Here is a 12,345-nt window from a genome sequence, read left to right as displayed (position 1 = left end):
GCACCCCGCTGGTGCTGCTGCCGCGCCGCCAGCTGGCGCTGTGGCACGCGCTGCCGGCCGTGGCGGGCGAAGTGGAAGTTTCGTCGCGCGCGGCCCGCGTGCTGGCGGCGCTGCGCGAACACGGCGCCATGTTCTTCGACGAGCTGTCGCACGATGCCCGCCTGCTGGGCGCGGAACTGGAAGACACCTTGGGCGAGCTGGTGGCCACCGGCCTGGTGAACGCGGACAGCTATGCCGGCCTGCGCGCCATGCTGGTGCCGGCCAACAAGCGCAACACGATGGACCGGCGGCGCCGGCGCGGCGGCGGCCCGACGATGGAGGAAGCGGGACGCTGGGCCCTGGTGCGGCGCGCGGATGGCGTGACGATCCGCGAACGGGGCGCTGTCGACGACGCCCCCGCGTCCGTTGCCGCATCCACGATGCCGGCACGTCGCCCACGCACGGAGCCGGCCACGCTGGAGCATATCGCCATGACCCTGCTGCGCCGCTACGGCGTGATGTTCTGGCACCTGCTGGCGCGCGAGGCGTCGTGGCTGCCGGCCTGGCGCGAGCTGCTGCCCGTGTATCACCGGCTGGAGGCGCGCGGCGAGATCCGGGGCGGGCGCTTCGTGGCGGGCCTTTCAGGCGAGCAGTTCGCGCTGCCCGAAGCCATCCCGCTGCTGCGCGACATGCGACGCCGCCCGCACGACGGCACGATGGTGGCCGTCTCCGGCGTCGATCCGCTGAACCTGTGCGGCACCCTGCTGCCCGGCGACAAGGTGCCCGCGCTGGCCGGCAACCGGGTGCTGTTCCGCGACGGCGTGGCGGTGGCCACCCTGGTGGCGGGGAAGTTTCACTACCTGCACACGCCGACGCCGGCCGAACGGGAAATCCTCCGGGCCCGGCTGGTGGACCAGCGCTGACGCCCGATTCCCTTCAGCGCGTCAGCGCGGGGCGATCCCAGCCAGGATGGCGTACAGCTTCTTGATGTCGACCGGTTTCACCAGGTGGTGGTCGAACCCGGCCGCCGCCGTCTGCACCCGGTCCTGCTCGCGCCCGTAGCCGGTAATGGCCACCAGCACGGCGTCGCGGGTGGCCGGGTCGGCCCGCAGGCGCCGCGCCAGCTCGTTGCCGTCGATGTCGGGCAGGCCGATATCGAGCAGGAACACGTCCGACACCGCCCGCGCCTCGTGCGCCAGGGCCGCGCGCGCGCCGTGCTGGACGACGACATCGTGGCCGATGGCGCCCAGCAGCATGGCCAGCATCGACGCGGCGTCCGCATTGTCGTCGACCACCATGATGCGCAAGCCGGCTGGCGCCGTCCCTGTCGCCGGCATGGGGGCGGCCGCGCCCGCGACAGGGGCCTGGTCCGGGGCCAGGCGCGGCAGGCAGATCGTAAACGTGCTGCCCTGGGCCGGGCCGGGGCTGGCGCAGGAGACGGTGCCGCCATGCAGCCCCACCAGGCTCTTGACGAGGGCAAGGCCCAGGCCCAGGCCGCCGAGCGAGCGGTCGGCCGCCCGCTCGGCCTGGCTGAACAGGTCGAAGGCACGCTCGACCAGGTCCGGCGCCATGCCGATGCCGTCGTCGGCGACGTAGATCAGCACATGGCCGTCCCGCACCGCCGTCTGCAGCGAGATGTGGCCGCCTTCCGGCGTGTACTTGGCGGCGTTGTTGAGCAGGTTGGCCAGCACCTGCACCAGCCGCTTCTTGTCGCCCGACACCCATGGCGCATCGGGCGCCAGTTCCAGTCGCAGGCGGTGGTGCCGCGCCCGCATCAGGGGCGTGACCTGCTCGACGGCATCGTTGACGATGTGGCGGATGTCCAGGCATTGCATCTGCAGCTGCACCAGGCCGCGCGTGACGCGCGACACGTCGAGCAGGTCGTCCACCAGGCTCGTCATGTGCCGCACCTGGCGGCTGATGATCTGGCTGGTCTGGCGCACCCGTTCCTCGTCCAGCCGGGCCACCTGCAGCAGCTCGGCGGCCGCGCCGATGGGCGCCAGCGGGTTACGCAGCTCGTGCGCCAGCATGGCGAGGAATTCGTCCTTGCGCCGGTCCGCCAGGGTCAGCTGCTCCTGGGCCGCGCGCCGCGCCGTCACGTCGCGGAAGAAGAAGGCGATGCCGCCATCGAAGGCGCGGTGGGTGCGGATCTCGCTCCAGGCGCTCGTACCGTCTGGCAGGGTGTGGGCGATCTCGACGATTTCGGTCCTGCCCGTTGCCATCACGCGGCGGTAGACCTGCTCCGTGCTGGTGCCACGCAGCTCGGGCCACACGTCCCAGTGGTTGCGCCCGATTACGTCGGCGGCGCTGCGCTGGGTCAGCCGCAGCCCCGCGGCATTCATGCGCAGGATGGTCCAGTGGCGGTCCAGCACGGCGAAGCCCTCGTCCATGCTGTCGAAAATGGTCTGGCTCTGGTCGCGCTCCGTGCGCAGCGCCGCCTGGGCCTGTACCGCCTCGACGGCTGAACGGGTACGTTCGGCCACTTCCTCCACCAGCCGCAGCTCCCTGTCCTGCCACACCCGGGAGGCGGCGTTCTGGATCGTCAACACCACCTGCAGCTTGCCGGCCTTGACGTAGGGCACCAGAAGGTCGGCGCGGATGCCGACCGCGGCATACGAGTGCGCATGCGCGGCGGTACGAGGGTCCCGCGCGACATCGTGGTTGACGACGGTGGTGCCGCCCCGCAACGCGGCGATCATGTCCGGGCCGAAGTCGTCAAGGATCTTGGTCGTGCCGGCCACGCTGGCAACACCGTCCGCCGTCCAGTCGCGCCGGATGAAGGCAGTACCGCCGTCGTCGTCGATTTCCGCGTACAGCACGCGCGACGTGTCCAGTTTGCGGCCCAGCAGCTCGCAGGCGGCCGCCGTCACGTCGTCGGCATTGGCCAGCTGGCGCATGCGGTCCGCCAGCGCCAGCAGGAAGGCCTGGCTTTCCCGCACTTCCTCCAGCTGCTGGATTTTTTCCTGCAAGGCGCCGTTGGCCTCGTGCGCGCCCGTGACATCGTGGCCTTGCACGAAGATGCCGGTGACGCGTCCGTCATCGCCGACGATGGGCTGATACAGCAGGTCGACATAACGGTCCTGCAAGGCGCCGCCGGGCTGGCGCTGCAGCGACACCCTCGCTTCGCGCTGCACCACCGGTTCGCCGCTGCTGAACGCATGATCGAGCAGTTCGCGAAAGCCCTGCCCGGCCATTTCCGGCAAGGCTTCCAGCGCCGGCTTGCCGATGATGTCGCGGTAGCCCACCAGCTGGTAATACGCGTCGTTGACCATTTCGAAGCGGTGGTCGGCGCCGTGCAGCACGGCAATGAAGCCCGGCGCCTGGTTGAAGAGGATCTGCATCTGGCTGCGTTCCGCGTTCAGGATGCGCGTCATCGCTTCGTGCATGCGCGACGGGTTCAGCTGGGGAATATCGGGCACCGCGTCGGCGCCCTGGCGCAAGTAATATTTCCTGCTCTGCGCGTCGAAGCGGTACAGGTCGGTGACGTCGATGGCATTCTGGGCCACGAAGGCCACCTCCCCCGCCTCGTCGAACACCGGGGTGTGAATGGCACTCCAGTAGCGCTCGTCGAACACGGTGCCGTCCGGCGTGACGCGCGGCACGGCGTAGCGCAGCAGCGCGCTCGTATGGGGCTTGCGCGTGGCGATGGCCAGCTCGATCGACACCCGCACCTCGCCCAGGTTGGTCGAATCCGGATCGGCCTCGTTCGACGGGAAGGCATCGAAAACATGCCGGCCGACGATTTCGTCGGCGGTCCGTCCCGTCGCGTGCAGGTAGGCCGGGTTGGCGCCGATGATGACGAACTGCGTGTCGATCAGCAGGTAAGGGTAAGGCGAAGCGTCGAACAACGCCGAAAAGTCCGGTCGGGTAGGCATTGCCCATTTTTACACACTAGTGACAATGGCGGCGGTACAGTGCGCCCTGTCATCGTGCTGTTCGCCCCGCTATACACGGTCGCGGTCACTTTGCCAGGCAGCTCGCAGCGCTGCCTGACGGAACGACGGGGCCGGCGCGCGTCAGGTGGGTGCGCCGCTGATCCCCGGTCGCGGCTGCCCGCTGACCGCCGGCTCGCTCGGGTCACGCTGCAGCAAACCCCGGTACAGCACACCGGCCAGTGCGCCGCCCAGCAGTGGTGCCAGCCAGAACAGCCACAGTTGCGCCAGCGCCCAGCCGCCGACGAACAGGGCCGGTCCGGTGCTGCGGGCCGGATTGACGGAGCGCCGACAGCAGCGAACAGGCGCCCGGCGAATGGCCGTAGCCGTTGGCGGCAAAGCCGGCCTGCACGTCGAAACCGGCCTTGCCGCTGGCGATCAGCTGCAGCACGCCCGCTTTCGCCGCGGCCCCGGCGCGACTGTGGCAATTGACGATCATGCCAGAATCGCTTACACGGAGCTGTACCCGGACGAGTCCCAGGACAGCGCCCGCCGCGTTCTCGCCAACGCTCACGCCTGCTACTGCTCGCTCGGTGCCAGGCCCAAACGACTACTGAGTGATAACGGGTCAGCCTTCCGCGCAAGAAGCCTTAGTCGAGCGGGCGCAAGCCTGGAGCTGAAACACGGCTTTACCGAGCCGTATCGCCCTCAGACGAACGGCAAGGCTGAACGCTTCATCCAATCGGCGCTACGCGAATGGGCCTACGGCTTCATTTACAAGACATCAAGCGAGCGAGCCATCATGCTGCGCGACTGGAGCCATCACTACAACTGGCATCGACCACATCAGGAATCGGTGGCAAGACGTCAATGTCCAGGCTCTCAACCGACCGAAACAAGCTCTTGCAACTTCACAGCTAGCGCCGCCGGTCGGCCGCTGCCAGCCCGTAGGCGCGCAGCGGCGCGCAAGTGCCGGCGGCGGCGCGGCCGTGGCGGTAGGCAGCGACGCAGTCGGCGTTGGCCAGCGTCGCGACGCGCTCGGCCGGCGGCAGCGCCGCCAGCACCGTGTTGCTGGCCAGCGCGGCGCGGTACAGCGCTTCGACACTGGCCAGGTCCTGGTCGAGATGGCGGGCCCGGTCCTTGCGATGCGCGCGCAGCTGGCCGAGATAGCGCACCAGCGTGCCGGCGTAGGCGTTCAGCGCCGCCGGGCTGGGGTACAGCACGGCGCTGAGGCCATAGCCCTTGACGGCGCTGCCCAGATCGCCGCGACGCGCTTCGGCGGCACCGAAAAGGGCAGCCTCGTCGGCGCGCTGCCGGTCCACCGTGGCCGCATGTTGCCGCAGCCATGCCGCCACCTGGTCCGGCTGCTCCAGCTGCTGCTGGGTAAGCGGGCGCACCCTGGCCGGCGCGGCCTGCCCCGACAGCGCCCATGCCACGCTACTTGCGCACAATAAGAGTGCCAACCGTCCGGCCATCATTGCTCCTGCATCGGATAAGGTACTCATACACCGCCGTCCAGTCGGGCGGATCGACCGTGACACAGCCGGCGCTGATCATGCCGGTGTGCAGATAGCGGTCTCGCCCCAGCAGGCCGCCGACGGCGTCGCCGTTGCCGAGGAAGAACCAGCTTTTCGCATACTTTGAATCCGTCATATAACCCCTGCCGCCCTGGTGGGGAAAGTCCGGTATCTGGATCGGATGGCTGCCGTCCGGAATTTCGTTGTGCGGCGCGGTGATGGCATGCAGTTTCCGCTCGCCGCAAAGTAGAACGCCTTTGCTCTTCTCGAATACCAGCCGCGCGGCCTTGCGCAGTGGGACCGGCCCAGGTGTCAGGTTACCCGCCGTGACGGAGGCGGGCTTTCCCTTTTGCACGCCTTCCAGCACCATGAAGTGATCGCGGCCCGCCGACGATCCATCGACCGCCACCTGCAGATACTCGGGAACCGAAACAATCTCCCCGCCCGGTTCCAGTTTGATTCTGAGCCAGCCATCGCTCCCGCCGATAATGTGACGGACCTTGTTCATATTCCTCCTTGACCGGCCCGCACCGCCATCCCGCGCGTGCCAGGGCCATGCCGCCGCACAGGTGTTCCGCAATGCGGAGGATAGCCGAATATTTGCAAATATGCTATTTTATCGCCTTAGACGCCGCGCCCGCCGGCATCCGCGCAGTTCGCTGCGCACCACTTCTTTCCGGGCGCCCGAACCAACTGCCTTCGATTGAATGGGGATCCGGATGAACCTGATGGACCTGGTCATGAATCGCCAGCACAAGCGCTTGCTGCAGCTTTCATTTCCGAACGAGGATGGCCCGCCTGGTGAATTGCTGGTGAACCGGCTGGAAGCGTCCGAAGGCATGTCCTGTCCATTTGAATTCACCGTCGAACTGCTGGCCGATAATCCCTGCATCGAATTGAAGGACATGCAGGGTTAACTGCTTTGTATTCAAATGGTACGCGGCGATGGCAGCCTGCGCTATTTTACCGGGGTCGTATACAGTTTCTGCCTGCGGACCGTAGACGGCGGCATGTCGTATTATGTGGCGACGCTGGGCCCGTGGTTCCGTTATCTTTCGCTACGGGACGACAACTATATTTTCCACAACACCAATATATACGACCAGACCGCCAGCATATTCGGCGACTATGACGGCCTGCCGAGATGGGAATGGCGCGTTGCCGGTGCCCGCGACATCCTGACCGACTGCACCCAGTTCGCCGAAAGCGACAGCAATTTCCTGGAACGGCGCTGGCATGCCAGCGGCATCTTCTATTGGTACGAGCACGATGCGACGGGGCATACGCTGGTGCTGTCCGACGACTCCACCATCGCGGCGCCCATCGACGGCGATCCGGAAGTGCCGTTCCAGCGCCATGCCGGCGCCGTCCAGGAGGACGGGCTGGGCGAATGGTCGCCGGTGCGCCAGCTGGTGCCCGGCCGCGTCACCTTGGGCTCGTTCAACTTCAAGGCGCCCCGCCCCGTGCTGACGGACATCAACACGCTGAACCGGCAGGGCGACGTGCTGGCCATCGAATCCTACGAATACGTGGGCACCTATGGCTTCAGCAATGGCGAGACGGGCCATCGCCGCGCCCGGTTGCGCATGGAAGAGATGGAAGTGGCCGGCAAGCAGTTCGAAGGCGTGGGCAACAACCGGCAGGTGGCGCCGGGCCGCTGGTTCCGCCTGACGGGCCACTTCGATGCCAGCGCCAACGGCGACGATGCGCAGGCACGCGAATTCCTCGTGACCCACGTGACGCACAGCGCGTCGAACAACTATCACCTAAACGTCGCGACGGAATCGCAGTACGACAACCGCCTGCTGTGCATTCGCAAGATCATCCCCTACCGCGCACCCCGTGGCCGCCATTTCGTCGACACCCGCATCCATGGCATCCAGAGCGCCATCGTGGTCGGCCCGGCGGGCGAGGAAATCCACACGGACGAATATGGCCGCGTGCGGGTGCAGTTTCATTGGGACCGCACCGGCACGGGCGACGAGAAGAGTTCGGCATGGATCCGCGTCGCCACGCCGTGGGCCGGGTCCAACTTCGGCATGACGTCGATTCCGCGCATCGGCACCGAAGTGCTGGTGCAGTTCCTCGACGGCAATCCGGACCGCCCCATCATCACCGGCATGGTGCCCAACGCCGACACTTTGCCGCCGTGGAGCCTGCCCGCGAACAAGACCCAGAGCGGCCTGCTGACGCGCTCCACGCCCGGCGGCAGCTACGACAACGCCAATGCCATCCGCTTCGAGGACAAGAAGGGCGCGGAGCAGCTGTGGCTGCACGCCGAGAAGGACCAGCTCACGGAAGTGGAGAACGACGAGGACAAGTGGGTCGGCAACGACCGCCGCAAGACCATCGACCGCGACGAGACCAGCCACATCAAGCGCAACCGCACCGAAACGGTCGACCACAACGAAACCATCAGCATCGGCGACGACCGCACCGAGGATGTCGGCAAGAACGAGTCGATCACGATCGGCGGGAACCGCAGCAAGTCGGTGGGCCGCAACGAAAAGGACACGATCGGCAAGAACTGGTCGACCTATGTGGCGATGAACAAGACCGAGACCGTCGGCATGGCCTATATGCAGAACGTGGGCATGGGCCGGCTGGAAAACGTCGGCATGGGCTACATGCCTGAACGTGGGCATGATGATGTCGACCATCGTCGGGCTGAGCCAGATCACCAAGGTGGGCAAGACCATCTCGATCACGGCCGGCGACGAGCTCTCCATCACGGTCGGAAAGGCCAGCCTGGTGATGCAGTCCGACGGCACCATCATCTTCAACGGCCATACCTTCAGCGTCGGCACCAGCGACGAACAGTCCTTCAATGCCGATGGCAACATCAACATGAAGGCCAAGAAGATCCTGGAAAACTGATATGCGTCCCAATACCCTGCCCGCCGCATCCGACTCGGCCCCGGTCTTTGGCACCGACGACGCCGGCACGCACCTGCTGTCCGAGGTTGTCGCACGCACCCCGCAACACCCGGCCCGCGCCAACGGCGTCGCCACCGGCGTGCTGGACGCCATCGACGGCGATGGAACGGCGCTGGTCAGCATTCCCGCCTGGGGCCTGTGCCGCGTGCGCGCCCGCAGCATCGCACCGCTTGACCCGTCTCAAGCCGGCCACAGCCTGGCGCTGGGCTTTGACGAGGGCGATCCGCTGCGCCCCATCGTGCTGGGCGTGATGCTGACACCGGCACCGGCGGCGGCGCCGTTGGCAGCCGACGTGCTGCTCGATGGCGAGCGCGTGGTGCTGGAAGCGGCACATGAAATCGAACTGCGCTGCGGCGAGGCGGCGCTGATCCTGAGCGCCGATGGCCGCATCGAGCTGCGCGGCACCTACATCACCAGTCAAGCGAGCGCGACCCAGCGCATCCTGGGCGGCTCCGTCAACGTCAACTGAAAGGGACTTACACGGGATGCGCCAGCAATGAAGATCGTCACCGGTTCCCGCCATGTCGCCGCGGACGTCGCCATCGCCCTCGACGTGGCCGGGCGCGAACACCTGGTCATCGCAGCGAAGGCCACGTGGTCGATACCCGAACCGGGCCAGCGTCCGCGCCCGCTGCCGCCGCAGGCCCTGGTACAGTCCGATGTCTACGTGGGCGAACCCGGGCTCTCGCCGATGCTGTACGGGGCCGACTTCGCCCGCTTCAAGCCCCAGTGCGACGTGCTGTTCGACGCCAGCGCGCATGCACCGGGCGGCGAAGCGGTGACGGAACTGCTGGTGGCCTGGCAAGTCGGCACCTTGCGCAAGGGTTTGCGCGTGCTGGGTCCGCGCACGTGGCGCAGCAAGCTCGGTTTCGTCACGCCCGGCAAGCCCGAGGCCTTCGTCACGCGCCCGCTGCACTATGGCCTGGCCTTCGGCGGCACCTTCCCGGCACCGAAGGAAGGCGAAGCCGATGCCTATGGGGGCAATCCGGCCGGCGTCGGCTGGGCCGGTTCGCGCGCCGCTTCGGCGCTGCACGACACTGCCGCGCCGGGGCTGGAGGCAATCGAGGAGCCGGTACGCTCGCCGCACAGGCAGTACACGCCGACGGCGTTTTCGGCCATCGCGCGCCACTGGTCGCCGCGCCGGGAGCTGGCCGGCACCTATGACGAAGCCTGGCAACGCGACGTCTTCCCATTGCTGCCGGCCGACTACGACGAGCACTTCAACCAATGTGCTCCGCCGGACCAGCGCACCGCTTACCTGCGCGGCGGCGAGCCGGTCGTGCTGCGCAATATGATGGCGGGCCGGCCGGACGTGCGCTTCGCCCTGCCCCGGCTCGAGGGCCAGGCCGTGCGCGTGCTGCGCACCGACTACAGCACCGAGGCGGTCGGTGCGGTGGCCGACACGCTGTATTTCGAGCCCGACCAGGGCCGCTTCTCGGTGGTATGGCGTGCCAGCACGCCGATCCGGCGCAGGCTGCAGGAATTCGATACCGTGGCGATCGGCCCGGTCGATCCCCAATGGTGGGCCAATATCTCGCTGGGCCGGCAGGGCGGCGGCTGCGCCGGCTGCGGCGCGGAGGAGGCGGCATGAAGTTTTGGGCACAGCGCAAGGCCGGCACGGCGGCCGCAGAGGCGCCGTCCGCGGCGTTCCGGCCGCTGCGCATCGCGGCGCGGGCGATGTGCTGCGCGGTGGGACACAACGCCCAAGCGCCCACCGCCGCGATCAACGCGCGCCTGAACCACTTCCGGGAAACGGGCTTCGTTGCGCCGGGCGGCACGCCGCTGGCGGGCGGCGCATTGTACGAGCTGGACGCATGGGGCCGGAACGCCTGACCTGGATGCTGCGCGCCGTGCTCGATGAAGCCGGCGCCGGCGCGGGCGCCGTCCCCGCCGGCGACATCGCCATCGTGCTGACGGTGGCCGAAGGGGAGCGGCCCGGCTGGCACAGCGCCACGCTGGGCGACGCACTGGGCCAGGTGCTGGACGAAGAGCGCGGCCGCGGCCGGGCCTTCCATCCCTACAGCCAGTTCCTCGCGCTGGGCAAGGGCGGTATCGCGCGCGCGCTGGAACGGTGTTCGGCCCTGCTGGACGGCGAAGGCGCACCCGGTCACGTCATGCTCGTTTCGGTCGATTCGCTGCTCAATGCCGGCACCATCGAGCACTACCTGGCGCAGGAACGCCTGCTCACCGACACCAATGCCGACGGTTTCATCCCGGCCGAAGGCGCGGCGGCGCTGCTGCTGTCCCGCGCGCCGGCGGCGCACGCCGGCACCTGGATCGAGGCCGTGGCGACGGCGTAGGAAGACTGGCGCATCGAATCGGACGTGCCGATGCGCGCCCAGGGCCTGACGCAGGCGATCCGCGCGGCGGCAGCGGGCGCCGGATGCCAGGTGGCCGACCTGGATTTCCACGCCAGCGGCATGACGGGGGAAGCCTGGTACGCCAAGGAAACCAGCCTGGCGCTGTCGCGCTGCATCGAGCGCCGCAAACCCGACTTCCCGCACCTGATGATCGCCCGCAGCGTCGGCGAAACGGGCGCCGCCGGCCCTGCCCTGACGCTGGCATGGCTGGCCGGCGTGATGGACCGCCCGGAGGGCAGCCCGGGCCGCGCCGGCCTGCTGCACTTCGCCGGCGACGACGGCCAGCGCGCCGCCCTCGTCGTCCGTCTCCGTTCTTGATTTATCGACCGCCACGCTATGCAAACCCACGTCTACGCCAACAACCAGGAAATCGCCTGCAAGGCCGCCGGCAACGACGGCGTGTCGCCGCAGGCCTTCCCGGACCCGTGCTGGAGCCCACCCGGCCCGGCCGCCGGCCCGATCGTCATTCCCTACCCGAACACCTGCTACGCCAGCAGTATCACCAACGGCACCAGCACGGTCTTCATCTGCGGCAAGGAAATCGCCATCGAGGACCATTCCTGCTTTTCCACCAGCACGGGTAACGAGCCGGCCACGAAGGCGTTCAAGAAGGGCGTGGCCACGGGCGTCATCACGGGCAAGGCCTACTTCACGCAATGGTCGTTCGACGTCGTCTTCGAAGGCCTCGGGGTGCCGCGCCACAACGACATGGTCGGCCATAACCACGGCTCGATGCCCAGCAACACGCCGCTGTTCCCCTACATCTCGCGCGGCTGGTTCTCGCACGATTGCAAGAAGGAAGAACAGCACATCGAACGGGCCTGCCAGGCGGAGGACGAGCATTCGGACAGCAGGAAGGAAATCAAGGGCAATAGCAAATTGAGCAAATTGCTCAAGATGACGCGCAAGAACGACCCGAAGAAGGGCCGCCGCGAGGGCGGCAAGTCCGGCTGGCACTGGACCGACGACCACTGCGACGGCCTGGAAATACCCCTGCCGACGAAGGAAGGGGCACAGGCTTACGCCAAGCAGATGGAAAAGATCTACCAGGAGATTCCCGGCGAGCTCGATTTGCTGAACGCCTTGAAGAGCGAGCTGCAGGACATGGCCCGCAATGCCGCCACGAAAGCGGCCCTGAAGTGGGGCGCGAAAGCCGCCGTCAAGCAGGGCGCGGGCAGCGCCCTGCCGGCGGTGGGTAATGCCGCAATGGCGATCTAGTCCGTGGCCGACGCTGCCGTGGCCGTGGGCGACGTCAACGAAATCCGGCGGGTAGCATCGGAATCGCTCGACAAGCTCAAGGTGCTGAAGGCGAAAGTCACGGACATGCAGCGCATCGCGTCCGAGTTCAAGGATTTCAGCGCCATGCCCGACGGCGAAGCCAAACTGAACAAGAGCCTGGGCCTGGCCACCGACGGCCAGGACATGCTGGCGACGCTGAACGACTGCACGCGCGCCCGCAAGTGCAATCTGGTGCCGTTCCAGACCGACGGCGTGGGGCGCGACTCCAAGGTCGATGCGGCCAACAAGGGCGGCTGCTGCGGCGGACAGACGGGTGAGGTACCCTGACTTTTTCGGACACTTCCGATTGATAAAATTGTCGGAAGGGGCAAGCACATGAAATTGAAAACATACACGCCCGAGTTCAGAGCCGAAGCAGTCAAGCTGGTGCTGGAACAGGGC

General features: G+C 67.5%; 12 protein-coding genes and 4 pseudogenes. 12 read left to right on the top strand and 4 right to left on the bottom strand.

The genetic code is table 11. The annotated features are described in order from the left end of the window. On the top strand, window positions 1–902 hold a 902-nt coding region (locus GM672_RS28525; RefSeq protein ID WP_443094180.1), incomplete at its 5' end, for an Lhr family helicase. A 21-nt stretch (window positions 903–923) separates the two neighbouring features. Here GM672_RS28525 and GM672_RS25485 read toward each other — a convergent pair. Next, the gene (locus GM672_RS25485; RefSeq protein ID WP_155473327.1) at window positions 924–3,854 is read right to left on the bottom strand and encodes a hybrid sensor histidine kinase/response regulator; all 2,931 of its coding nucleotides are present in this window, start codon (window positions 3,852–3,854) and stop codon (window positions 924–926) included. Window positions 3,855–3,995: 141 nt separating this feature from the next. Further along, window positions 3,996–4,323 (bottom strand): annotated as a pseudogene (locus GM672_RS25480) (aquaporin); the annotation flags it as partial. On the opposite strand from GM672_RS25480, the pseudogene GM672_RS30050 reads away from it, so the two are divergent. Next, window positions 4,228–4,641 (top strand): annotated as a pseudogene (locus GM672_RS30050) (DDE-type integrase/transposase/recombinase); the annotation flags it as partial. The pseudogenes GM672_RS25480 and GM672_RS30050 sit on opposite strands and share 96 nt — an antisense overlap. A 127-nt stretch (window positions 4,642–4,768) precedes the next feature. On the opposite strand, the gene GM672_RS29385 reads toward GM672_RS30050, so the two are convergent. Both GM672_RS29385 and GM672_RS25470 read right to left on the bottom strand, forming a co-directional pair. Then, complete coding sequence (locus tag GM672_RS29385) at window positions 4,769–5,287, bottom strand: hypothetical protein (RefSeq protein WP_229417945.1); 519 nt, start codon at window positions 5,285–5,287, stop codon at window positions 4,769–4,771. 1 nt (window position 5,288) lies between these two features. Further along, complete coding sequence (locus tag GM672_RS25470; protein ID WP_155473326.1) at window positions 5,289–5,876, bottom strand: hypothetical protein; 588 nt, start codon at window positions 5,874–5,876, stop codon at window positions 5,289–5,291. A gap of 211 nt (window positions 5,877–6,087) precedes the next feature. Between GM672_RS25470 and GM672_RS29005 the strand changes: the two genes are divergently transcribed. The 10 genes and pseudogenes from GM672_RS29005 (at window position 6,088) to GM672_RS25425 (ending at window position 12,231) form a co-directional block, all read left to right on the top strand. Next, window positions 6,088–6,285 (top strand): hypothetical protein, encoded by a 198-nt coding sequence (locus tag GM672_RS29005; RefSeq protein WP_155473325.1) that lies wholly within the window; start codon window positions 6,088–6,090, stop codon window positions 6,283–6,285. Between the two features lie 15 nt (window positions 6,286–6,300). Next, window positions 6,301–7,824 (top strand): annotated as a pseudogene (locus GM672_RS25460) (type VI secretion system Vgr family protein); the annotation flags it as partial. 422 nt (window positions 7,825–8,246) lie between these two features. Continuing rightward, window positions 8,247–8,498: pseudogene (locus GM672_RS29380) on the top strand (hypothetical protein); the annotation flags it as partial. Window positions 8,499–8,543: 45 nt separating this feature from the next. Then, entirely contained in the window at window positions 8,544–8,774 is a 231-nt protein-coding gene (locus tag GM672_RS29375) for a hypothetical protein (RefSeq protein WP_229417946.1), read from the top strand. A 27-nt stretch (window positions 8,775–8,801) separates the two neighbouring features. Beyond that, on the top strand, window positions 8,802–9,896 hold the full coding sequence (locus GM672_RS25450; protein ID WP_155473323.1) for a DUF2169 family type VI secretion system accessory protein: 1,095 nt from the start codon (window positions 8,802–8,804) through the stop codon (window positions 9,894–9,896). Further along, window positions 9,893–10,138 (top strand): hypothetical protein, encoded by a 246-nt coding sequence (locus GM672_RS25445; RefSeq protein WP_155473322.1) that lies wholly within the window; start codon window positions 9,893–9,895, stop codon window positions 10,136–10,138. Before GM672_RS25450 ends, GM672_RS25445 begins: the two co-directional genes overlap by 4 nt. Beyond that, window positions 10,120–10,605 carry a hypothetical protein gene (locus tag GM672_RS25440; RefSeq protein ID WP_155473321.1) on the top strand — a complete coding sequence of 162 codons (486 nt, stop codon included), beginning with the start codon at window positions 10,120–10,122 and terminating at the stop codon, window positions 10,603–10,605. Before GM672_RS25445 ends, GM672_RS25440 begins: the two co-directional genes overlap by 19 nt. 24 nt (window positions 10,606–10,629) lie before the next feature. Then, window positions 10,630–10,983: a hypothetical protein gene (locus GM672_RS25435; RefSeq protein ID WP_155473320.1), complete on the top strand. Its 354-nt coding sequence runs from the start codon at window positions 10,630–10,632 to the stop codon at window positions 10,981–10,983. 18 nt (window positions 10,984–11,001) lie between these two features. Beyond that, complete coding sequence (locus GM672_RS29370) at window positions 11,002–11,883, top strand: DUF4150 domain-containing protein (protein WP_229417944.1); 882 nt, start codon at window positions 11,002–11,004, stop codon at window positions 11,881–11,883. A 3-nt stretch (window positions 11,884–11,886) separates the two neighbouring features. Then, window positions 11,887–12,231 carry a hypothetical protein gene (locus GM672_RS25425; protein ID WP_155473319.1) on the top strand — a complete coding sequence of 115 codons (345 nt, stop codon included), beginning with the start codon at window positions 11,887–11,889 and terminating at the stop codon, window positions 12,229–12,231. The last annotated feature ends 114 nt before the right edge of the window (window positions 12,232–12,345 follow it).

Source organism: Pseudoduganella buxea (genome assembly GCF_009720835.1).
GTDB lineage: Bacteria > Pseudomonadota > Gammaproteobacteria > Burkholderiales > Burkholderiaceae_D > Rugamonas > Rugamonas buxea.
This window is presented reverse-complemented; position numbering and strand designations above follow the sequence as displayed.